This is a genomic window from Streptomyces sp. NPDC031210 (assembly GCF_055570395.1).
On the sequence record NZ_JBVIHH010000005.1, the window covers coordinates 174,039 to 195,135 of the forward strand.

Annotated in this window: 19 protein-coding genes; 6 read left to right on the plus strand and 13 right to left on the minus strand. The window is 73.1% G+C overall.

Annotated features, from left to right (window positions below; all coding sequences use genetic code 11):
• Positions 1-153: 153 nt before the first annotated feature.
• A complete protein-coding gene (locus ACZ45Z_RS12140; RefSeq protein WP_468360246.1) occupies positions 154-1,806 on the plus strand; it encodes a penicillin-binding transpeptidase domain-containing protein in 1,653 nt (550 codons plus the stop codon).
• A gap of 191 nt (positions 1,807-1,997) precedes the next feature.
• Positions 1,998-2,852 (plus strand): EamA family transporter, encoded by an 855-nt coding sequence (locus ACZ45Z_RS12145; protein ID WP_468360249.1) that lies wholly within the window; start codon positions 1,998-2,000, stop codon positions 2,850-2,852.
• A gap of 73 nt (positions 2,853-2,925) precedes the next feature.
• Here ACZ45Z_RS12145 and ACZ45Z_RS12150 read toward each other — a convergent pair whose 3' ends face one another.
• The 5 genes from ACZ45Z_RS12150 to ACZ45Z_RS12170 all read right to left on the minus strand — a co-directional run bounded on the left by ACZ45Z_RS12150 (position 2,926) and on the right by ACZ45Z_RS12170 (position 7,898).
• The gene (locus ACZ45Z_RS12150; protein ID WP_468360252.1) at positions 2,926-4,128 is read right to left on the minus strand and encodes a serine hydrolase domain-containing protein; all 1,203 of its coding nucleotides are present in this window, start codon (positions 4,126-4,128) and stop codon (positions 2,926-2,928) included.
• 122 nt (positions 4,129-4,250) lie between these two features.
• Positions 4,251-5,024: an energy-coupling factor ABC transporter ATP-binding protein gene (locus tag ACZ45Z_RS12155; protein ID WP_468360255.1), complete on the minus strand. Its 774-nt coding sequence runs from the start codon at positions 5,022-5,024 to the stop codon at positions 4,251-4,253.
• Positions 5,012-5,773 (minus strand): cobalt ECF transporter T component CbiQ, encoded by a 762-nt coding sequence (gene cbiQ / locus ACZ45Z_RS12160; protein WP_468360258.1) that lies wholly within the window; start codon positions 5,771-5,773, stop codon positions 5,012-5,014. Before cbiQ ends, ACZ45Z_RS12155 begins: the two co-directional genes overlap by 13 nt.
• A 1-nt stretch (position 5,774) precedes the next feature.
• Positions 5,775-7,004, minus strand: coding sequence for an energy-coupling factor ABC transporter permease (locus tag ACZ45Z_RS12165; protein ID WP_468360261.1), 1,230 nt, complete (start codon positions 7,002-7,004; stop codon positions 5,775-5,777).
• A gap of 321 nt (positions 7,005-7,325) precedes the next feature.
• On the minus strand, positions 7,326-7,898 hold the full coding sequence (locus ACZ45Z_RS12170) for a TetR/AcrR family transcriptional regulator (protein ID WP_468360264.1): 573 nt from the start codon (positions 7,896-7,898) through the stop codon (positions 7,326-7,328).
• Positions 7,899-8,167: 269 nt separating this feature from the next.
• Here ACZ45Z_RS12170 and ACZ45Z_RS12175 point away from each other — a divergent pair, with 269 nt between their 5' ends.
• The gene (locus tag ACZ45Z_RS12175; RefSeq protein WP_468360788.1) at positions 8,168-11,629 is read left to right on the plus strand and encodes a S41 family peptidase; all 3,462 of its coding nucleotides are present in this window, start codon (positions 8,168-8,170) and stop codon (positions 11,627-11,629) included.
• Positions 11,630-11,681: 52 nt separating this feature from the next.
• Here ACZ45Z_RS12175 and ACZ45Z_RS12180 read toward each other — a convergent pair whose 3' ends face one another.
• Positions 11,682-12,485: an alpha/beta fold hydrolase gene (locus ACZ45Z_RS12180; RefSeq protein ID WP_468360267.1), complete on the minus strand. Its 804-nt coding sequence runs from the start codon at positions 12,483-12,485 to the stop codon at positions 11,682-11,684.
• A gap of 188 nt (positions 12,486-12,673) precedes the next feature.
• Here ACZ45Z_RS12180 and ACZ45Z_RS12185 point away from each other — a divergent pair, with 188 nt between their 5' ends.
• Complete coding sequence (locus ACZ45Z_RS12185) at positions 12,674-13,129, plus strand: MarR family winged helix-turn-helix transcriptional regulator (RefSeq protein WP_468360270.1); 456 nt, start codon at positions 12,674-12,676, stop codon at positions 13,127-13,129.
• A 106-nt stretch (positions 13,130-13,235) separates the two neighbouring features.
• Here ACZ45Z_RS12185 and ACZ45Z_RS12190 read toward each other — a convergent pair whose 3' ends face one another.
• The 4 genes from ACZ45Z_RS12190 to ACZ45Z_RS12205 all read right to left on the minus strand — a co-directional run bounded on the left by ACZ45Z_RS12190 (position 13,236) and on the right by ACZ45Z_RS12205 (position 16,975).
• On the minus strand, positions 13,236-13,445 hold the full coding sequence (locus ACZ45Z_RS12190) for a hypothetical protein (RefSeq protein ID WP_468360273.1): 210 nt from the start codon (positions 13,443-13,445) through the stop codon (positions 13,236-13,238).
• A gap of 145 nt (positions 13,446-13,590) precedes the next feature.
• The gene (locus ACZ45Z_RS12195) at positions 13,591-14,472 is read right to left on the minus strand and encodes an SDR family oxidoreductase (RefSeq protein ID WP_468360276.1); all 882 of its coding nucleotides are present in this window, start codon (positions 14,470-14,472) and stop codon (positions 13,591-13,593) included.
• A complete protein-coding gene (locus tag ACZ45Z_RS12200) occupies positions 14,469-15,452 on the minus strand; it encodes an alpha/beta fold hydrolase (RefSeq protein ID WP_468360278.1) in 984 nt (327 codons plus the stop codon). Before ACZ45Z_RS12200 ends, ACZ45Z_RS12195 begins: the two co-directional genes overlap by 4 nt.
• A complete protein-coding gene (locus ACZ45Z_RS12205; protein ID WP_468360281.1) occupies positions 15,449-16,975 on the minus strand; it encodes a flavin-containing monooxygenase in 1,527 nt (508 codons plus the stop codon). The genes ACZ45Z_RS12200 and ACZ45Z_RS12205 overlap by 4 nt, the downstream gene beginning before the upstream one ends.
• Before the next feature lie 214 nt (positions 16,976-17,189).
• On the opposite strand from ACZ45Z_RS12205, the gene ACZ45Z_RS12210 reads away from it, so the two are divergent.
• Together ACZ45Z_RS12210 and ACZ45Z_RS12215 are read left to right on the plus strand one after the other, a co-directional pair.
• Positions 17,190-17,954 (plus strand): MerR family transcriptional regulator, encoded by a 765-nt coding sequence (locus ACZ45Z_RS12210; RefSeq protein ID WP_468360791.1) that lies wholly within the window; start codon positions 17,190-17,192, stop codon positions 17,952-17,954.
• 111 nt (positions 17,955-18,065) lie between these two features.
• Positions 18,066-18,758: a TetR/AcrR family transcriptional regulator gene (locus ACZ45Z_RS12215; protein ID WP_468360284.1), complete on the plus strand. Its 693-nt coding sequence runs from the start codon at positions 18,066-18,068 to the stop codon at positions 18,756-18,758.
• Here ACZ45Z_RS12215 and ACZ45Z_RS12220 read toward each other — a convergent pair.
• The 3 genes from ACZ45Z_RS12220 to ACZ45Z_RS12230 form a co-directional block, all read right to left on the minus strand.
• On the minus strand, positions 18,732-19,214 hold the full coding sequence (locus ACZ45Z_RS12220; protein WP_468360287.1) for an RNA polymerase sigma factor: 483 nt from the start codon (positions 19,212-19,214) through the stop codon (positions 18,732-18,734). The two genes, ACZ45Z_RS12215 and ACZ45Z_RS12220, sit on opposite strands and share 27 nt — an antisense overlap.
• A 327-nt stretch (positions 19,215-19,541) precedes the next feature.
• Entirely contained in the window at positions 19,542-20,039 is a 498-nt protein-coding gene (locus ACZ45Z_RS12225) for an SRPBCC family protein (RefSeq protein ID WP_468360290.1), read from the minus strand.
• A complete protein-coding gene (locus tag ACZ45Z_RS12230; protein WP_468360293.1) occupies positions 20,036-21,052 on the minus strand; it encodes a hypothetical protein in 1,017 nt (338 codons plus the stop codon). Before ACZ45Z_RS12230 ends, ACZ45Z_RS12225 begins: the two co-directional genes overlap by 4 nt.
• Between the last annotated feature and the right edge of the window lie 45 nt (positions 21,053-21,097).

Sequence of the window (21,097 nt, forward strand, 5' to 3'; positions counted from 1 at the left end):
CGTCACGACGACCCCCGCACGTCACGGCCGGACGACAGCGTGTCACCGGACCGTGCCCTGATCGAGACTCACGGCCTCCCCGTGTCCCTTAGAGTGCCAGGCACGTTCTTGTGTACGTATTCGAGGACGACGCTCTGGGAGGGAATAGGTGGCATGCGCCGTGAGGTGAAGTACGGGCTGATCGGCGGATCGGTGGCCCTGGTGGCGGGCGTCGTCGGCGGCTTCACGCTGTTCGACGGCTCGCAGGAGCCGTCGCCGCAGGCGGTCAGGTCGGCCGACGCCAAGACGGGCGGCAGCCCCGGGGTGCGGACCGGCCCGCTGACGGCCAAGGAGGTCCGCACGACGGCGCAGAAGTTCCTGACCGCCTGGCAGTCCGGCGACGCCGCCGCGGCCGCCGCCCTGACGGACAGCCCCGACACCGCCAAGGGCGAGCTGGAGCGCTTCGCCGACCAGGCGCACTTCTCGACGGTGAAGCTGACGCCGGGCACGCCGGCCGGCGACAAGGTGCCGTACACCGTCGACGCGCAGATCGACCACAAGGGCACCAAGGCCCCCTACAGCTACCGCACGGAAGCGACGGTACGGCGCGACAAGGCCACCGGTAAGCCGCTCGTCGCCTGGCAGCCGGCGGTCCTGCACCCGGGCCTGGGCAAGGGCGACGTGCTGCGCACCGGCGAGGCCGAGGCCCCGCCGATCAAGGCCGTGGACCGCGCGGGCGCCGAACTGACGCCGCGCGAGCACCCGGCGCTGGCCGGGGTGCTGGCGAGCCTGCGGGACAAGTTCGGCGCCAAGACCGACGGCAAGCCCGGCGTGGAGCTGTCCATCCACCGCGCCAAGAACGCCGATGCCGCCGCCCAGCAGCCCGACAAGACGCTGAAGGTGCTCTCCAAGGGCACCCCGGGCACCCTGAAGACCACGCTCGACGCGACGCTCCAGGCGGCCGCGGAGAAGGCGGTCAAGACCAAGTCGCGGGCGTCCGCGGTCGCCATCAAGCCCAGCACGGGCGAGATCCTGGCCATCGCCAACTCCCCGGAGAAGGGCTTCAACGTCGCCACCCAGGGCTCGCTGGCCCCCGGCTCCACGATGAAGATCGTGACGGCGGCGATGCTCATGGACAAGGGCATGACCTCACCGGGCAAGTCCCACCCGTGCCCCAAGTACGTCACCGTCGGCGGCTGGAAGTTCCAGAACCTCGACAAGTCCGAGATCCCGCACGGCACCTTCGCGCAGAGCTTCGCCGCGTCCTGCAACAACGCCTTCATCTCGCAGGCGGAGAAGCTCAGCGACGACGACCTGACGAAGGAGGCCCGCGACGTCTTCGGCATCGGCCTGAACTGGCAGACCGGCATCCCCTCCTTCGACGGCAACGTGCCGGTGCAGAGCGACGCGCAGATGGCCGCCTCGCTGATCGGCCAGGGCGGCGTGCGGATGAACCCGCTCACCGTCGCCTCGCTCGCCGCGACGGTGCGGGCCGGGGCCTTCCACCAGCCGTACATCGTCTCGCCGGCGCTCGACCACCGCAGCCTCGCCAAGGCCCCGCGCGCCATGAAGCCGGGCACCGCGTCGGGCCTGAAGTCCCTCATGCGGCTGACGGCGGCCTCCGGTACGGCCGCCGAGGCGATGTCCGGGATCGGCGGCGACACCGGCGCCAAGACCGGCTCCGCCGAGGTCGACGGCCAGAAGAAGCCCAACGCCTGGTTCACCGCCTACCGCGACGACCTCGCCGCGGCGGCCGTCGTCCCGGCGAGCGGCCACGGCGGCTCCAACGCCGGCCCGGTGGTCCGCGCCCTCCTCACCGCGCGCTGACCGCGAGGGGCGCCCTTCCGGCCACCCGGGGCGCCCCGCGACCGGATACCCGTTCGCATGGCCCGTACAGCTTTCGCTAGCGTGCGGGCCATGAGCGATTCCGGGACCGACCGCGGCGCACCGACCACCGGCGGCATACCGCCCCACGACCACGCCCCGGGCCGGGCCGGCGACGCCCGCGAGCGCACCGCGTGACGCCGCTGGTCGTCGCGGCGGTCCTGCTCGCCGCCGTCACCCACGCCGGCTGGAACGCCGTCGCCCACGGCATCCGCGACCAGCTCCTCGCCTTCACCCTCGTCGGCGGTGGCGGCGCGGCCTGCGGCGCCGCCCTCGCCGCCGTCACCCCCCTGCCCGCCGCCGGCGCCTGGCCCTTCCTGCTGGCCTCCGCCGTCCTGCACGTCCTCTACCAGGCGCTGCTGATGCGCTCCTTCCAACTGGGCGAGTTCGGGCAGATGTATCCGATCGCGCGCGGCACCGCGCCGCTCGTAGTCACCGTCCTCGCCGCCGTCTTCGTCCACGAGATCCCCGACGGGTGGGCGCTGGCCGGGGTCGCCCTCGCCTCGGCGGGCCTGGTCGGTGTCGCCCTGTGGGGCATCCGCGGCCCGGGCGGCGCCCGCCCCCACTGGCCGGCGATCACCGCCGCGCTCGCCACCGGCCTGGCCATCGCCTCGTACACCACCGTCGACGGTCTGGGCGTACGCGCCTCCGGCACGCCCCTGGGCTACATCGCCTGGCTGATGGTCCTGGAGGGCCTGGCGATCCCCTGCTACGCCCTCGCCACCCGCCGCCGCGCCCTGCTCGCCCAGCTCCGCCCGGTCGCCTCGCGCGGCCTGCTGGGCGGCGTCCTGTCGGTCTTCGCCTACGGACTCGTGCTGTGGGCCCAGACCCGCGCGCCGCTCGCCCCCGTCGCGGCCCTGCGCGAGTCCTCGATCATCGTCGGCGCCGCCATCGGCGCCGTCTTCTTCAAGGAACGCTTCGGCACCCCCCGCATCGCCGCGGCCGCCCTGATGGTCCTCGGCATCGGCCTGATGCTCCACACAGGCTGACCGGCCCCCTGACGCCTCCGGGCACCCCCGCCCCGCCGCAGGCGGGAGAAATCCACAGACGCACTACGGCGCGTCAGCCGGCAACGTGGGAAGCGGCGGCCAGGCCCCGCAACACCGCCTGGGCACGCGCGTCCGCCGTCACGTTCTTGCGCATGCCGTTGGTGACGTAGCCGAAGGCGATCCCGCTCTCGGGGTCGGCGAAGGCGAGGGCGCCGCCGCGGCCCGGGTGGCCGAAGGAGCCGGGGCCCAGGAGCGGCGAGGCGGGGCCGTGGAGCATGAAGCCGAGGCCGAAGCGGGTGTTGACCACGAGGGTGCGGTCGGGGCCGGCGGACTCCTCGGTGCGGGCCAGGGTGAGGGTGGCCGGGGCGAAGAGGCGCGGGTGGTCGTCGACGGCGCCGATGAGGGCGGCGTAACAGCGCGCCAGGGAGCGGGCGGTGGCGATGCCGGCGGAGGCCGGGAGCTCGGCGGCGCGGTAGGCGTCGGCGTTCTCGTCGGGCGGCGGGGCGATGGCGCCGAACGCGCGGCTGGTCAGCGAGGAGGGATCGCGGTAGGCGTCGGCGACCGCCGGCTTGGGCCGTACCCGCAGGCCCGCGGAGGCCGGCGGGGCGGGCGCCTCCACTTCGGCGAGCCGGCCGGCGCGCGAGCGCAGGGCGTCGGGCAGGCCGATCCACAGGTCGAGGCCGAGCGGGCCGGATATCTCGTCGGCGACCCAGCCGCCGAGGGTGCGGCCGGTGACGCGCAGGACGAGTTCGCCGATCAGCCAGCTGTAGGTCTGCGCGTGGTAGCCGTGGTCGGTGCCGGGGGTCCAGGCGGGTGCCTGCGCGGCGAGCGCGGCGGGGCCGCTGACGCCGTCGATGGCCTGCTCGGGGGTGAGCGGGGTGTCCAGGACGGGCAGGCCGGCGCGGTGGGAGAGGAGGTGGCGGACCAGGACGCGGTCCTTGCCGGCGGCCTTGAACTCGGGCCAGTACGTGCCGACGGGCGCGTCCAGGTCGAGCAGTCCGCGCTGGTGGAGCAGGAGCGGGACGATGGCGGCGACGCCCTTGGTGGCGGAGCGGATGATCTGGGCGGTGCCGGCCTCCCAGGGGGCGGTCGGCGCCCCGGCGGCGTCCCCGCCGCCGTCACCGTGCTTCGCGCCGCCCCAGAGGTCGACGACCTTGCGCCCGTGCCGGTACACGGCGACGGCCGCGCCCCGCTCGCCGCGCTGCGCGAAGTTGGCCGCGAAGGCGTCCCGGACCGGCTCGAAGCCGTCCTCGACCGTGCCCTGGACGTCCACCACTGATTCCCGCTTCCACTCATCCGCCGCTTTGGTGACCCATCAATGGTGCAACGCGGGAATCAGTGCTGATGACCAGGGCCTGGCCCCGTGGGGTTCGTCACAGGGCCGACCGCCGGTGCCTCTCACACGGGAAGCGTCACCGAGCGGGGGTCGAAGCCGAAGGGCAGTTCGAGGCGGTGGGTGCGCATCAGGTCCGTGTCGCACAGCAGGTCCTGGGTGCGGCCGTCGGCGGCGATGACGCCGCCGGAGAGGACGACGGAGCGCGGGCACAGCTCCAGCGCGTAGGGCAGGTCGTGCGTGACCATCAGGACGGTGACGTCCAACGAGCGGAGGATGTCGGCGAGTTCGCGGCGGGAGGCCGGGTCCAGGTTGGAGGACGGCTCGTCCAGGACGAGGATCTCCGGGCGCATGGCCAGGACCGTCGCGACGGCGACCCGGCGGCGCTGCCCGAAGGAGAGGTGGTGCGGCGGGCGGTCGGCGAAGCCGGCCATGCCGACCCGCTCCAGCGCCTCGGTGACCCGCGCCTGGAGGTCCGCGCCGCGCAGTCCGGCCGCGGCGGGGCCGAAGGCGACGTCCTCTCGGACGGTGGGCATGAACAGTTGGTCGTCGGGGTCCTGGAAGACGATGCCGACCCGGCGGCGGATCTCGGCGAGGTGCTTCTTCCCGACGGGCAGACCGGCGACGGTGACAGAGCCGGCGCCCGCTTCGAGGATGCCGTTGAGGTGCAGGACGAGGGTGGTCTTGCCGGCGCCGTTGGGTCCGAGCAGGGCGACCCGCTCGCCGCGGCCGACGGTGAGGTCGACGCCGAAGAGCGCCTGGTGGCCGTCGGGGTAGGCGTAGGCGAGCTGGGAGACGGCGAGGGAGGGGGCGGGCGTTGGCGTGCTCAAAGGGTCCATCCCAGGAGGCATACGGCGAGGGCGGCGGCGGGCAGGGCGGCCGCGCGGGTCCATTGTGCGCGGGTGGCGGTGGTCTCGGCGAGGACGGGCATGGTGCCGGTGTAGCCGCGGCTGACCATGGCGAGGTGCACCCGCTCGCCGCGCTCGTAGGAGCGGATGAACAGGGCGCCCGCGGATTTGGCGAGCACCCCCCACTGGCGCGGGCCGCGCGCTTCGAAGCCGCGCGAGAGGCGGGCGATACGCATCCGCCGCATCTCGTCGGTGATGACATCGCCGTAACGGATCATGAAGGACGCGATCTGGACCAGCATCGGGGGCATCTTGAGCCGCTGGAGGCCGAGGAGGAGTTCGCGCAGTTCGGTGGTGGCGGCGAGCAGCACGGAGGCGGCGACGCCCAGGGTTCCCTTGGCGAGGATGTTCCAGGCGCCCCACAGGCCGGACGTGCTCAGGCTCAGCCCGAGGACGTCGACGCGCGGACCTTCGGCGACGAACGGCATCAGCACGGCGAACGCCACGAACGGCACCTCGATGAGCAGCCGCTTGAGGAGGAAGCCGGCCGGCACGCGGGCGGCGTCGGCGGCCACCGCGAGCAGGAGGGCGTACAGCGCGAAGGCCCACATCGCCTCGCGGGGTGTGGAGACGACGATCAGGACGAAGCAGAAGACGGCCGCGAGCTTGCAGTGCGGCGGCAGGGCGTGCACGGGCGAGTGCCCGTGCCGGTAGAGCTTGTGCGCGTGGCCCGCGCCCATCTCAGCTCTCCTCCGCGGGGCGGTGCGCGCCCGGGGTGGCGCGGGCCGCGGCGTTGCGGCGGCGCAGGACGACGAAGACGCCGGTGCCGGCGGCGAGGGTGGCGCCGACGCCGATGACCCCGGCGAGGCCGCCGGCCAGGCGCGGGTCGGTGATGTCCTTGACGCTGTAGTCGGCGAGCGGGGAGTCCTTGGCGGCGTGGTCCTCGGCGCGGGCGTCGATGCCCTGGTCGTGGGCGACCTTCTCCAGGCCGTCGGGGCTGGCGGAGGCGTAGTAGCTCAGGCCGCCGGCGCACAGCAGGGCGGCGGCGAGCCCGGCCAGCCAGACGGGGCGGGCGGAGCGGCGGGGGGCGAAGGCCGGGGCGGGGGCGGCCTCGGCGGGCGGGGCGGCGGGCTCCGTGGCGGGCTCCGTGGCGGGCTTCGTGTCGAGCGCGGCCGCGGGCTGGGCCGCGGGCTGGGCCGCGGGCTGCCGCGTGCGGGCCGCCGTGCCGAGGCCGCCGGCCGCCGGCGCGGGCGCGGCCGGCACCGTCACCGGCGTGGTGCGCAGTTCGAGGGGCTTGGCCAGGCCGCGGGCGCCGTACACCAGGTCGGGGCGGACGGCGATGACCGCGCCGACGGTCAGGGCGGTGATCGCGGCCTCGCCGAGGCCGATCAGGGTGTGCACGCCGACCATGGCGGTGAAGACCTTGCCGAGCGGTACGTCGGCGGTGCCGCCCAGGGCGTAGAGCCCGGTGAAGGCGACCGCGGCGGCGGGCACCGAGACCAGGGCGGAGACGAAGGCGGCGGCGGTGACCGAGCTGCGGCGGCGCGGCAGCACCGTGACCAGTCCGCGGAAGAGGCCGTAGGCCACGACGGTCGTCACAAGGGCCATGTCGGTGATGTTGACGCCGAGCGCGGTGAGCCCGCCGTCGGCGAACAGCACGCCCTGCATGAGCAGCACGACGGAGACGCAGAGCACGCCGGTGTACGGGCCGACGAGGATGGCGGCCAGGGCGCCGCCCAGGAGGTGGCCGCTGGTGCCGGCCGCGACGGGGAAGTTGAGCATCTGGACGGCGAAGATGAACGCGGCGACGAGCCCGGCGAGCGGGGCGGTGCGCTCCGCCGCGTGGCCGCCGCCGGTCGCACCCGCCAGTTCCCGCCGGGCGCCGCGCAGGCTGACCGCGACGGCGGCGGCCGCGACCGCGCCGGTCGCCACCGACACCGGCGCGTTGATGAATCCGTCGGGTACGTGCATCTCAGACTTCTCCGCTCCAGGTTCGCAACCCCCCAATGGTGGTGCCTGTTGCGAATATGTTGCAAGAGCGCCTGCGACGCGAAACAGGCGAGGGGGGTGTACCGGCTCCTCCCTCTAGGGACAAAGACCCATTGATCGGCCCATAAGCGGCAAGGCGGTGGCCCGGCGACGGATCCCGTCCCCCCGGGGGGTCCGTCGCCGGGCTCTTCTCGCGCGCCGCTCCCGTCCCCACGGGCGGGCGCTGCTCCGGGGTGCCGCTCCGCTCATGCAACGGTCCCGGAGGTCTGGGGGTGGGGGCCGGCGGCCGGGGTTCCGGCCGGGTCAGACCCCGAGTGCGGGCAGGATCACCGCGTCGACGTAGGCGGACAGGAACGCGGCGTCGGCGCTGCGGCCCTCGATGAGCTGGCGGGCGAGCAGCGCGCCCACGAGCATGTGCGGGGCGAAGGCCAGCGCGGGACGGTCCGGGGCGATCTCCCCCCGGTCGACGCCGCGCCGCAGCATCGTCCGCAGCCCCGTCACCTCCGGGTCGAACAGCACCTCGCGCAGCGCCTGGTGCAGGTCGGGGTTGCCGTGGACGGCCTGCCCCAGGCCGCGCATCAGGGCGGAGTCCTTCGCCATCTGCCGGTCGTCCGCGCGCCGCACCCACTGGGCGAAGTCGCCGCGCACGCTGCCGGTGTCGATGTCCTGGGTGCTGAGCGGCTTGCGGTGCCGCAGCGCCTGGGCGACCAGTTCCGGTTTGCCCTGCCACTGGCGGTAGAGGGTGGCCTTGCTGGAGCGGGTACGGGCCGCGACGGCGTCCATGGTCAGCGCGTCGTAGCCGACCTCGCGGAGCAGGTCGAGCACGGCGGCGTAGAGCTCGGCCTCCCGCTCGGGCGTGAGCCTGCCGCGTGCCATGACGCGCACCTCCTGGCCGGGCGTGAGACACCGCGCTCCGGGCGGCGCGTCCGGGCGGTGAACGAGATGTGAACGAAACGGTTTCGTACACCACGACCGTACCCCGCGTCCGGCGGACCGGGAGACGATTCGCCGGGTGGTCTGCGTCACCAGGCCGAGTTGCCGGGGCATGCCCGTCCCGAAACGATGGGTGCGTGAGCGACGCAACGCAGACCGTCGGACCGCACCCGGAGCAGGACCCCGCCGGACCTCCCGGCCGGCTGCGCAGAATGCCCACCGAGCCGGGCCCCCCGCCCGGCTCCTACCTGCGCTTCCCCCATCTGCACGGCGACCTGCTCTGCTTCGCCGCCGAGGACGACCTGTGGGTGGCCCCGCTCGCCCCGGCCGGCGAGGAGCCCGGCCGGGCCTGGCGGCTGACCGTCGACCGCACCCGCGTCAGCCACCCCCGCTTCTCCCCCGACGGCCGGCACATCGCCTTCACCACCTGGCGCAGCCTGGACCCGGAGGTGCACCTCGCCCCGGTCGACGGCGGCCCGGCCCGCCGGCTGACGTACTGGGGCAGCACGGACGCCCGGGTCTGCGGCTGGACGCCGCCCGACAAGGACGGCACCGCCCACATCCTCGCCGTCTCCTCGCACGGCCAGCCCTTCTCGTACTACTCCTGGGCCTACAGCCTGCCGACCGACGGCAGCCCCGGCGGGCAGCTTCCCTGGGGCCCGGTCTCCGACATCGCCGTCGCCGACTTCGACGGGGAGCGGCGCACCCTGCTGCTCAGCGGCAAGCCGCCGCATGAGCCGGCCGCCTGGAAGCGCTATCGCGGCGGGGCGACGGGCCGGATGTGGCTGCACGGCACCCGGCTGATGCCGGAGCTGCACGGGCACCTCGACTCGGTGATGTTCGTCGGCGGTCGGATCGCGTTCCTCTCCGACCACGAGGGCACCGCGAACGTCTACTCCTGCCTGCCCGACAGCACCGACCTGCGCCGCCACTCCGACCACGCCGACTTCTACGCCCGGCACGCCTCGACCGACGGCTCGCGCATCGTCTACCAGTGCGCCGGAGACCTCTGGCTGATCGACGACCTCGGCCCGGGGGCGGCGCCGCGCAAGCTGACCGTACGGCTCGGCGGGCCGCGGGCCGGCCGCCGCACCTACCAGGTCCCGGCCGCCTCGCACGTCACCGCGCTCGCCGTGGACGCCACCGGACGGGCCAGCGCGGTCGCCGTCCGCGGCAGCCTGTACTGGCTGACCCACCGCGACGGCCCGGCCCGCGCCATCCACGACATCCCCGGCGTCCGCGTGCGGCTGCCGGAGATGCTCGGCTCGACCGGCCGGATCGCGTACGTCACCGACGCCGAGGGCGACGACGCGATCGAGATCTGCGATCTGCCCCGGGCCAGCGCCCCCGGCGAACCGCGCCGGCTGGCCGCCGGGCGGCTCGGCCGGGTCCACGAGATGGTCTCCTCCCCGGACGGCGAACGCCTCGCGGTGGCCGCCCACGACGGCCGGCTGCTGCTGGTCAACGTCGCCCCGCCGGACGAGGAGCCGGCGGAGACGATGCCGGACGAGGTGCCGGAGGAGGAACCGGGCGAGCCGGAGGCGGTACCGGAGGAGGCCGAAAGCGGCGCGGCGGAGGCGGCCGCCGGGCCCGGGGCGCCGCCGGGCGCGGAAGAGGGCGGCGGCCTCCTGCCCGCCGCCGGGCCGGACGCCCTCCCCGGGCCCGGCGAGGTCACCGAGCTGGTCCGTTCCGACAACGGCCCGGTCCGCGACCTGGCGTTCTCCCCCGACTCGGACTGGCTGACCTGGTCGCACCCCGGTATCGGCCGTTCGCTGCGGCAGATCAAGATGGCCCGGCTCGCCGACCGGCACATCGTGGACGTCACCAACGGCCGCTTCGAGGACGAGCAGCCGGTCTTCACCCGCGACGGCCGCTATCTCGCGTTCCTGTCCTGGCGCGGTTTCGACCCGGTCTACGACGTGCACACCGGCGACCTGTCCTTCCCGTTGGGCTGCCGGCCGTATCTCGTACCGCTGTCGTCCGCGACGCCCTCGCCCTTCGCGCTGTCGCCCGAGGGGCGGCCGGCGGCGGGGGGTCTGGACCCGGCGGAGAACCCGCCGGTGGGCGAGGGGCCGTTGCTGGTGGAGGTGGAGGGGCTGGCCAACCGGGTCACGCCGTTCCCGGTCGCGGCGTCCAAGTACTCCTCCCTCCGCCCGGTCAGCGGCGGCGGCCTGGTCTGGCTGCGCTGGCCGATCTCCGGCGCGCTGGGCGAGACGTTCGCCAACCCCGCCGACACCTCGGGCCAGCCCACCCTCGAACACTTCGACCTGGTCAAGGCCCGGCGTACCGAACTCACCAGTTCCCTGGACGGGTTCGCGCTCAGCGGCGACGGCACCCGGCTGGTCGTCAACGACGAGGGTGATCTGCGGGCGGTGCCGGCGACCGAGACGCCGGACAGCGACTCGACGGTCTTTTTGGACCTGCGGCGCATCCTCCACGAGGTCCACCCCGAGGCCGAATGGCACCAGGCATTCGAGGAGGCGGGCCGGATCGTCCGGGCGTACTTCTGGGAGCCGGGGATGTGCGGCATCGACTGGGACGCGGTGCTGGCGCAGTACCGCCCGCTGCTCGAACGGGTCGCCTCCCCCGACGAGTTCGCCGATCTGCTGCGCGAGGTGCTGGGCGAACTGGGCACCTCGCACGCCTACGTCACCGGCGCCCGCCGCAACGAGGGCCCGCCGCACTACCAGCGCGCGATGGGCCTGCTCGGCGCCAACTTCGTCCGCCGCGACGGGCGTTGGGTGGTGCGGCGGATCCTGCCCGGCGAGTCCTCCGACTCCAAGGCCCGCTCGCCGCTGGCCGGTACGGGCATCCGCGAGGGCGCGGCCCTCACCCATGTCGACGGCCGCCGGGTCGATCCGGTGGCCGGCCCCTACCCACTGCTGGCGGCGGCCGGCGGCACCACCGTCGAGCTGACCTTCGCGCCGCCCGACGGCGGGCCGCCGCGCCGGGTCGCCATCGTGCCGCTCATCGACGAACGCCCGCTGCGCTACCAGGACTGGGTGGCCAAACGCCGGGCGGTGGTACGGGAGTTGAGCGGCGGCAAGTGCGGCTATCTGCACATCCCCGACATGGGCGGTTCCGGCTGGGCGCAGTTCAACCGGGACCTGCGGATGGAGGTCTCTCGGCCCGCGCTGATCGTGGACGTCCGGGGCAACGCCGGCGGCAACATCTCCGAGCTGGTGATCGAGAAGCTGACCCGGCACATCATGGGCTGGGACCTGACCCGCGACGCGCAGCCGGTGTCGTACACCAGCAACGCGCCGCGCGGCCCGGTCGTGGCGGTCGCCGACGAGATGACCTCGTCCGACGGCGACATGATCACCGCGGCGTTCAAGCTCCAGGGCATCGGTCCGGTGGTCGGCATGCGCACCTGGGGCGGGGTGGTCGGGATGACCGGCCGGCACCGGCTGGGCGACGGCACCTCGATCACCGTGCCGATGAACGCCGCCTGGTTCCAGCTCTACGGCTGGGGGGTGGAGAACCACGGCGTGGAGGTCGACATCGAGGCGCTCCGCTCGCCGCTGCACTGGGCCGAGGGCCGCCACCCCCAGCTAGGCGTGGCCGTGCGCACCGCCCTGGAACTGCTCGAACGCCATCCGGCGGCGACCCCGCCGGACCTGTCCGACGTACCCGACCTGCGCCGCCCCCCGCTCCCGCCGCGCGAGGGCTGACCGCGCGCCGACCGGCCGCCCATAGGCGGGCCGGGTGGCGCGGGCCGGGTGCTCAGCGGCTGTGCCGGTCCAGGTGGGCGACGAGGGTGTCGGTGAGCGGCTTGGGGTCCTCGAACGGCATCGCGTGACCGCCGGGGAGTTCGACGTAGGTGGCGCCCGCGATGCGTTCGGCCAGCTCGCGCTGGTGCGGCGGCGGGACGATCCGGTCGTCGGCGCCGGCGATGACCAGGGTGGGGGCGGTGATGCGGCCGACCAACGGCGCGATGTCCACGACGGCGTCGAGGGCGATCTGCCGCAGGATGCGGGTGTCGATCAGCGACGTGAAGCCGGCCACCGCCTCGTCGAAGTCGCCGGCGCCGCGGGCGGCCAGGCCCGTCGCGCTCATCGCCGTCAACTGGAGGAGCCGGGCGAGGAGTTCGGGGTCGACGTGCACCAGCCGGGCCCACAGGTCGAACTGGAAGGCCATCCGCGGGTCGGTGGTGATCCAGCCCGCGTGCAGGGCGAGGGAGCGTACGGCGGGCGGGCGGCGGGCGGCGACGGCGGCCGCGACCACGGCGCCCAGCGAGTGGCCGACCAGGTGGTAGCCGGTCAGCCCCGCGTCCGCGGCCGCGCCCTCGACCTGCGCCGCCAGGTCCTCGACGCTCAGCGGCCCGCCGGGATCGGTGGTCTCACCGCTGCCGGACAGGTCGGGCGCGACGACGGTGAAGCGGTCGCGCACCGCCTCGATCAGCGGAGCCCAGTTGGCCTGGCCGGTGGCGCCGGTGCCGGGCACCAGCACCAGGCCGGGACCGCTGCCGGTCCGCAGGTAGCCGACCCGGCTCAGGCCGCCGGCAAGGGGGACCTCGGCACTGCCCATGTCTGTTCCTCACATGTGTCCAGGCCCGCGTCTATACGGACCTTGTTAACCAACAGGACCCTGATGGACTGGACATATCTTGATGCGCGGACGGGAACTTGTCCAGCGCGCCGCCGACGGTCTCCCGGCGGCGCGTTAAGCTGCGGGCACCAGACAGGCAGCAGGCAGCGGACGGGACCGGGAGCTCGATGAACGCCGAGGAACGCCTTCGACAGGCGGGCGAGGCTCGTCTCGGCACCCACCTCAAGCGGGCCGAGCACGCCATGATCGCCGCGAAGACCCGCGCGCTGCGCCCCTTCGGCCTGACCGTCCCGCAGTACGCGGCGATGTACGCGCTCTCCGTCGCCCCCGACATGTCCGGCGCGCGCCTGGCCCGCAGTTGCCAGGTCACTCCGCAGAGCATGGGACCGCTGCTCACCGCCCTGGAAGGGCGCGGCCTGATCGCGCGCACACCGTCGGAGCATCACGCCCAGGTGCTGGTCACCCGCCTGACCCGGGCCGGCCGGGCGCTGCTGCGCAAGGCGGACGCCGCGGCCCTCGCGGTCGAGGCGCGGATGGCGGACGCCGTCGGCGAGGACGGGTCGGGCCAACTGCGGGAGCTGCTGGGGCGCGTGGTGGCGGGGCTCGACGAGCCCACCGGGTAGCCGCGGGCGCGAGCACACCGAGGGGCGCGCCCGGATGTACGGGTGCGCCCCTCGTGCGCGCGGGGCGGCGGCCCCGCGCGGCGTTCAACGACCTGCCACGTCAGCTCTAGAAGCGGTCATCGATGTCGTCGAGCGTGTCCTGGCCCTCCTCGCGGGCCCGCTGGGCACGCTCGCGGGCCTTCCGGTCACTCTCGCCGCCCTGCTGATCACGCTTCTCGCGCTTGCCCTGGCCACGCTCCTTGGCGTCGCTCATCCGGCGCTGCGCGTCGTTCTTGAGCTGCTCGGCCTTGTCCTTGAACTGGTCCTGGATGCCCATACTGTTCACTCCTGTGGGGGTTCGGGGATCGGGCTCGACCAGCGTGACATGAACGGACATTCGTCGCATTTCGATCACGAAGCGCCACTCTCCGTGCACGACGACCGGTCCGCCCGGAGCCCCCGGGACCCCCACCACGGCACCCTCAGCGGTTGGTTCGCGCCTTCTCGTCGGCCTCCCCGCCCGCGCCGACCAGCCCCACGCTCATCCCGTCGATCCGGTCGCCGAACCGCCGCATCTCGCGCTGGCCCACCGACCCGATGACCGCCGGCAGGTAGCCGCGCAGCGACTGCATACCGCGCAGCCACCACTGGCCGTACACATGCGCCGAGCGCCGCTCGATGCCCGCCACGATCCGGTCGACCGCGGGGCCCAGCGGATAGGTCTTGTTCGACGGCCACGGCAGCCGCGAGCGCAGTTCGCGCATGATCTCGTCCCGGTCGGCGCCGCGCACCATGTCGGTGTCGGTCCAGCTCAGGTAGCCGACCCCGACGCGTACGCCCTTGTAGCCGACCTCGGCGCGCAGGCTGTGCGCGAACGCCTCGACACCGGACTTCGAGGCGCAGTACGCGGTCATCATCGGCGCGGGGGTGAGGGCGGCCAGCGAGGCGATCTGGAGGAAGTAGCCGCGCGACTCCAGCAGGACCGGCAGGAAGGCGCGGCCGGTGACCGCGCCGCCGATGAGGTTCACCTCGATGACCCGCTTCCAGGCGACCGGGTCGGAGTCCACGAACGGACCGCCGGTCGCCACCCCGGCGTTGGCGACGACGACGTCGACCTTCCCGAAGCGGTCCTTGACCTCCCCGGCGACCTTGGCCATCGCCTCGTGGTCGGTGACATCGGCGTACCAGTGGTGCGCCGGGCCGTGCAACGAGGCGGCCACGGCGCGCAGTTCGTCCGGCTCCAGGCCCACCAGCGCGAGCGTCGCGCCGCGCGCCGACAGCTTGCGCGCCAGCAGCGCGCCGACCCCGCGGGCGGCGCCGGTGACGACGACCACCTGCCCTTGAAGCTTCCCGCTCGCGCTCATACCGTCTTCTCCTTCGTGTGCCGCTTGCCGCCCCGCCGGGCCGGGGGAACCGGCCGGGGCGGGGGCTTGAGGGTGTGCAGATGGTCCCGGACGAGGTCGCGGATGCGTCCGCCGACCACGTCCGGCGCCTCGACGGGGGTCATGTGGCCGATGTCCGGCAGCTCGGTCAGTCCGAGGAAATCGGGGAGTACGGAGGCCAGCCGGCGGGCGTGGACGAGGGGGGTGAGCCGGTCCGCGGTGCCGGCGATGACGGCGGTGGGCACGTGCAACCGGGCCAGGTCGCCGGTCAGTTCGAGCCCGGCCAGCACCCTGCCCCAGCGGGACCGTATGCCGGGCGGGCAGCCGTGCACGATCCGGGCGCACGCCTCGACCTGCTCGGCCGTGGCACCGGGGCCCATCGTGGCGTACTTCAAGGCGCGTTTGCCCAGCGGCGTGACCGGGCCGAGCGGGACACGGGAGGTCAGCATCAGCCGGTGCGCCCGGCGGCGGCCGCCGGGGGTGCGCAGCGGGATCACCCGGGAGTCGGCGGCGAGGTCGGCGCTGCCGGTGCTGCACAGCAGGACCGCCGCGGCGCGCTCGCTCAACTGCGGCCGGCCGGCGGCGGCCATCGCCGTCATGCCGCCCATGGAGTGGCCGGCCAGCACGGCCCGCTCGCCGGGCTGCAAGGTGGCGTCCAGGACGGCGGCGAGGTCGTCGGCGAGCGCGTCGGTGCTGTAGCCGCCGGGCCCGGCGGCGGGGCTGCGGCCGTGGCCGCGCTGGTCGTAGAGCACCACCTTGTGGTCGTCGGCGAGGGCGCGGACGACGGGGGCCCAGAAGGCCGTCGAGCAGGTCCAGCCGTGGGCGAGGACGACGGCGGGGGCGTCCTGGGGGCCGTGGATCTGGGCGTACAGCCGGGAGCCGTCAACGGAGGTGACGGTCAGCTCCTCGCGCGGGGCGGGCGGCGCGTACGGCCCGGTCGTGACGTGCGGCGGGCGGCTCACGCGGCCACCTCCGCGGTCTTGTCGCCGGCGGTGGCGGGCCGCGCGGCCGGGGGCCGCAGCACTTCGTACTCGGCGAGGTCGACCTGCCGGGTGACCCGCTTGAACTCGCCCGTCGTGCCCGGCCAGGCGGTGGTGTTGCGGCCGGCGGCGTCCAGGTACCAGCTATCGCAGCCGCCGGTGTTCCACACCGTGCGCTCCATCCGCTTCTGGATTCCGGCCGTCCACTGCCGTACGGCGGACGGCCGGGCGTCGAGCGCGATCTTGCCGCCGAGGACGTCGAGCTGCCGCATGAAGTCGGCCAGGTAGTTGAGCTGCGCCTCGATCATGAGGATCATCGAGCTGTTCCCGAGGCCGGTGTTGGGGCCGATGATGGTCAGGAAGTTGGGGAAGCCGGCCGCGCTGGCGCCGCGCAGCGACTCCATGCCGTCCTTCCACTCCTCGGCCAGCGTCGTGCCGTTGGCGCCGGTGACGCGGTGCGCGATCGGCATGTCGGTGACGTGGAAGCCGGTGCCGAAGACCACCGCGTCGGCCGTCGTCTCGCTGCCGTCGGAGCCCACCAGGACGCTGCCGCGCACTTCCTTCAGCCCGGCGGCGACGACCTCCACATTGGGCCGGGTCAGGGCCGGGTAGTAGGTGTTGGAGAGCAGGATGCGCTTGCAGCCGATGCGGTAGTCGGGGGTGAGGGCGGCGCGCAGCACCGGGTCCTTGACCGCCTTCTTCATGTGGGCCTTGGCCAGGACCTCGATCAGTCCCAGCTCGTCGGGGCGCTTGGTGAAGGCGCTGACCTGGAGTTCCCGGATGCCCCACAGCAGGCCGCGGCGGGCCGCGCGGGTCGCGGGGACCTTGGTGTGCAGCCAGCGCTCGGCGGCGGTGATCTTGCGGTCGGCGCGCGGCAGCACCCAGGCCGGTGTGCGCTGGAAGAGGGTGAGCCGGTCGACCTCGGGCTGGATGGCCGGGACGATCTGGATGGCGGAGGCGCCGGTGCCGATCATGGCGACGCGCTTGCCGCGCAGGTCGAGGTCGTGGTCCCAGCGCGCGGAGTGGAAGACCTTGCCGGGGAAGGTCTCCAGGCCCGGTATCTCGGGGATCTTGGGGTCGGAGAGCGGGCCGGTGGCCGAGACGACCACGTCCGCGGTGAGGGCCCCGCTCGCCGTCTCGATCTCCCAGTGCAGTTCCTCGGTGTTCCACCGCAGGCTCTGGACCTCGGAGTCGAAGCGGAGGTGGGGGCGCAGCCCGAAGGTGTCCGTGACGTGTTCGAGGTAGGCGCGGATGTGCGGCTGACCGGAGAAGTTGCGCGGCCATCGCGGGTTGGGCGCGAAGGAGAAGGAGTACAGATGCGAGGGCACGTCGCACGCGCATCCCGGATAGGTGTTGTCCCGCCAGGTGCCGCCGACCGAGCCGGCCCGCTCCAGGACGACGAAGTCCGTAATGCCCTGGCGGCGCAGGCGTACGGCAGCCCCCAGGCCGCCGAACCCCGATCCGATCACCGCCACCCGCTTGTGCTCCTGCTCGCGCTCGGCCATGCCGCCGCCTCCCGAGTTCGCTCAATCGCGCCAGCAATCGCTGGCACGATGGAGAGTAGGGCAGTGACGTACCGAGCGGTAGGGGTCGGGCGCCGGGAAGTTACCGCCGGTTGCACCCCGGATCGGCGGCCCGCCCCCGGCATAGGGTGAGCGGGTGGCAGCCAACGAGAACGCGAACGAGGAGCGCGAGCAGCGCCGGGCACGCGAATTCCGGATGGCCGAGCTGGCCGAGGAAGCGGGCATCACCGTACGCACCCTGCGCTTCTACCGCGAACGCAAGCTCATCCCGCCACCCCGCCGCGAGGGCCGGATCGCCTGGTACGACGAGCACCATCTGGCCCGGCTGCGCATCATCGGCACCCTCCTCGAACGCGGCCACACCCTCGGCGGCATCGCCGAACTCCTCTCCGCCTTCGAAAGCGGCCGGGACGTGGGCGAACTGCTCGGCCTGGACCAGACCCTCGTGCCGTCCTGGTCGGAGGAGACCCCGGTCCGCCTCACGCCCGAGGAACTGGCCGACCACTTCAGCCAGGACATCACCGCCGACAACCTCGCCACCTCCCTGGACATGGGCTACCTCGCCGTCGACGGCGACGAGTTCGTCCACATCAGCCGCCGCCTGCTGGACGCCTCCACCGAACTCGTCGACAAGGGCGTCCCGCTCGCCGCCGTCCTGGAGGCCGGCCGCCGGGTGCGCGTCCACGCCGACGCCCTCGCCGACATCTTCACCACCCTCATCCGCACCCACGTCCTGCCCGACGTGCTGGAGCACGCCTGCGCCGGCCGGCCGCCCGGCCCGCACGACATCGACCGCATCGCCGAGACCATGGACAAGCTCCGCCCGCTGTCCAAGGGCGTCGTCGAGGCCGAACTCTCCCTGGCCATGGACCGGCGGACGCGCCGCGAGCTGGACACCTGGCTCGGTGCGCGCGAGGACGGGGAGGCGGCGGGCGGCGAAAGCGGGGCGGGCGGAAGATAAGAGGGCCGAAGCGGCGAGGCGGGGAACGGCGCGCGCTGAACTCCCCGGGGGCCGCGGCGGCGGAATCCGTCGCACTATTCAACTCCCCCTGCCGCGGTTAGAGTTGCGCTTATGCCCGAGACGATCCGCCGCCGGCTCAGTGTCGACGAACGACGCGAGCAAATCATCGAGGCCGCCCTGGAGCTGTTCGGGCGCCGGGCGCCGGAGAGCGTTTCCCTCAGCGATGTCGCCGCGGAAAGCGGCGCCTCGCGGCCGCTGGTCTACCGCTATTTCAAGGGCAAGGACGAGTTGCGCGAGGCGGTACTGCGGCGCGCGGCCGACGAACTGATGTGGCGCTTCGAGGAACCGCTCGACGGTCCGCCCAGCGCCCGCCTGGCACGTGTGCTGGAGCGCTATTTCGACTTCATCGAGGAGCACGGCGCCGGCTTCACCGCCCTGCTCCGCGGCGGATTCGTCACGGAGACCAACCAACTGGGCGTGATGGTCGACGACATTCGGCGCGCCGCCCTGCGCGAACTCCGCCGGCATCTCGACATCCGGGAACCGGAGGCGATGGTGGAGTTGGCGCTGCGGTCCTGGATCGCCGTCGCGGAGACCACCGCACTGAACTGGCTCCAGACGCGCCGGCCGGGCCGGGACATTCTCCAGCGGTGGCTGGTGGACCAGATTCTGGCGACGCTTGCGGTGACGGCCCCTTACGCCCCGACGGCGGCCGCGGCCCTCGACACGGTGAGGGCCGCGGAAACCGATGAGGTAAGGGAATTGATCGGGCCCGGCTCAGGCGGCGTACAACTCTCTTCGTGAAACGCGGCTGAGATGGGCCCGGGCCCGCGTGAAAGCGGATTCGGCGGCCTTGACCGTAATATTGTTGTGCCGGGCGAATTCGGCGGTGGAAATACCGCGCACCCGGGCCAGCATCACCTCACGTTCACGCCCCTTGAGGTGGGTGAGCTGGGAAAACAGCCAGCGGCCGAAGGCTTCGTCGCAGACCGACTCCTCCGGCCCCTCCGATTCCATGGCGGGCGCGGCTCGCTGGGCGAGGCGGCGGTTGCGATCCACGAAGCGGTATTGGTCGATACACAGCCGGAGCGCCACCGACGTCAGGAACTGCCCGATACGCGACCGGTCGAGGTCCGCGCTGGACGCGGCCCGCAGTATCGTCTCCTGGACGCAGTCCTCGACATCCTGAGGATCGGAAAGGCGTCTGCGGACAATTCTTGTGAGCCGGTCGCGATGGGCGATGATTTCACACCACGGCACACGCGTCCGGGGTTCTCCGCAATCTGCGGCAGAATATCCGAGTGCGCCACCCCGTAAATTCAACACTCCCCCAATGCAGAACGTTACGCTACCTACGCCACAGCCCGGGGCCGACCGCCCCCTTTACCTTTTCTATAGACAACCCTATCAAGCAACCCGGGGCGTCGGGGAGCTCGTAGATCTTGTTACGCAATCTTCCACAGCCCATCCACATTCGGAGCATTGACTCTCAAGGGTTTATTTATTTGACAAGCCGAGAGCCGCAGCCCCCGGAGGGAACTGCGGCTCAAGGAAGAAGGCCGACGGCCGGCGACGCGGCGCCCGCCGTCATCCGCTCCGGGATTCCAGATCGTCCCGCAGGGCCCGGAGCGTGGCCCGCATCGTCTCGCGGTTACGGTCGACGCGCCGGACCACTCCGGTGACCAGCGGAGTGAGGATCACCAGAACGCGGGCGAGGATTCCCGCCCGCCGGTCCAGCCATTCCTCGGTGATCTCGCAACCGTCGGCGGTGGCGGCGAACCGGTAACTCCACTGCGCCAGCCCGATCCCGAGAAAAGACACCCGAAAGGCGAATGCGCGGCCCGGTTCGGCCTCCACCACCCGGCACGACGTCGCCCACGGCAGCCATCCCGCCCGGTTGCGCCCGATGAAGCGCATTCCCACCCGCGGCGTGCGGTCGCGGCCCACCACCCACGCGCCCCGGCATTCCGGGCTCCAGCGGCCCATACGGGCGACGTCGCTGACGGTGGCGTACGCCTCCGCGGCGTCGACCCGCGCCACGATGCTCTCCGACACCACCAACGGCTGCCCCGCGCCACCGCTCATGCCCGGATCTCGATTCCGTGGTCCCGGTCGTCGGTCAGGATCTCCATCAGCGCGCGGTGCTCGGTGCGCAGCCTGCTGACCTTGCCGGTGACCTTGTTACGGACCTCCAGCTCGCACGAGCCGATCTTGGTGTTGAGGCAGTGCTTGATACCGCCGGGCGGGTTGTAGTAGTTGAGCCCGACGAACTGCTCCGCGCGGGCGCTGAAGCGGCCGCGGATCGCGACGGTGTCGTCGCCGGTGGCGAAGTCCCAGTAGAAATAGCCGAACCGGGCCTTCGCGCCGAGCGCCCTGCGCAGCGAGACCGGCGCGTATTCGCGGTCCTCGTGCCGCAGCACCGCGAAGGTGGCCAGCGGCGTGCGCACCGGACCGATCTTGGCGCGGGCGGTGACGATCTCCAGGAAGCTGTCGGGCGCGTCGTCGAACCCGGCCACCTGCCCGAAGGCGTAGTAATCGGTGTGCTGACTGCCCCAGTTGTGGTTCTGGCTGCCGGTCCAGCCGTCGATCGCGATCGATTCGCCGTCGACGTCCAGGCTGCCTTCGTAGCGCGCCAGCGGCATGCCGACCAGGCTCTTGGCCTTGGGGAATCCGCCCGAGTACATCCCGCGCGGCAGCAGGAACAGCGGCGGCTCCCCGCCGTCGTAGCGCAGGTCCCAGCCGATGCTGCCGTTGGGCCCGCTCGCCTCGCCCTTGAGCCGGCCCGCCTCCAGCACCCGGTCGGCTATCCGCGCGCCGAACGAGCCGGCGGTGAACTCGCAGTCGGACAGCGGGTGTTCCTCCTTCGCCACGACGTGCCGGCCGGTGACGCCGTCGAAGTAGATCGCCCACAGCTCGCCGATCGCGGCGTCCGGCATTCCGGCGGGGCTGAAGATCGTGTACCTGATCCAGAACGCGCGCGGTTCGGTGGGGTGGTTGCCGCGTTGGTAGAAGCTCTCGTAGTGGCCGGCCTGTTGGCCGGTGCGGTACTGAATCGTGTTGAGCGGCAGGGTGTGCGCGCTGTCGGTTTCCATCGCCATCGAGGGTGCTCCGTTCTGCTGGGTGCGCGGGGCGGGCGGCAGGGT

Coding starts and splice junctions, on each gene's coding strand:
- ACZ45Z_RS12215 (WP_468360284.1), top strand. CDS start 18,066: ATGCCCGAGACGATCCGCCGCCGGCTCAGTGTCGACGAACGACGCGAG.
- ACZ45Z_RS12205 (WP_468360281.1), bottom strand. CDS start 16,975: ATGGCCGAGCGCGAGCAGGAGCACAAGCGGGTGGCGGTGATCGGATCG.
- cbiQ (WP_468360258.1), bottom strand. CDS start 5,773: ATGGGCGCGGGCCACGCGCACAAGCTCTACCGGCACGGGCACTCGCCC.
- ACZ45Z_RS12225 (WP_468360290.1), bottom strand. CDS start 20,039: ATGAGCGGTGGCGCGGGGCAGCCGTTGGTGGTGTCGGAGAGCATCGTG.
- ACZ45Z_RS12195 (WP_468360276.1), bottom strand. CDS start 14,472: ATGAGCGCGAGCGGGAAGCTTCAAGGGCAGGTGGTCGTCGTCACCGGC.
- ACZ45Z_RS12140 (WP_468360246.1), top strand. CDS start 154: ATGCGCCGTGAGGTGAAGTACGGGCTGATCGGCGGATCGGTGGCCCTG.
- ACZ45Z_RS12165 (WP_468360261.1), bottom strand. CDS start 7,004: ATGCACGTACCCGACGGATTCATCAACGCGCCGGTGTCGGTGGCGACC.
- ACZ45Z_RS12190 (WP_468360273.1), bottom strand. CDS start 13,445: ATGGGCATCCAGGACCAGTTCAAGGACAAGGCCGAGCAGCTCAAGAAC.
- ACZ45Z_RS12185 (WP_468360270.1), top strand. CDS start 12,674: ATGAACGCCGAGGAACGCCTTCGACAGGCGGGCGAGGCTCGTCTCGGC.
- ACZ45Z_RS12155 (WP_468360255.1), bottom strand. CDS start 5,024: ATGGACCCTTTGAGCACGCCAACGCCCGCCCCCTCCCTCGCCGTCTCC.
- ACZ45Z_RS12170 (WP_468360264.1), bottom strand. CDS start 7,898: ATGGCACGCGGCAGGCTCACGCCCGAGCGGGAGGCCGAGCTCTACGCC.
- ACZ45Z_RS12210 (WP_468360791.1), top strand. CDS start 17,190: ATGGCCGAGCTGGCCGAGGAAGCGGGCATCACCGTACGCACCCTGCGC.
- ACZ45Z_RS12230 (WP_468360293.1), bottom strand. CDS start 21,052: ATGGCGATGGAAACCGACAGCGCGCACACCCTGCCGCTCAACACGATT.
- ACZ45Z_RS12175 (WP_468360788.1), top strand. CDS start 8,168: ATGCCCACCGAGCCGGGCCCCCCGCCCGGCTCCTACCTGCGCTTCCCC.
- ACZ45Z_RS12180 (WP_468360267.1), bottom strand. CDS start 12,485: ATGGGCAGTGCCGAGGTCCCCCTTGCCGGCGGCCTGAGCCGGGTCGGC.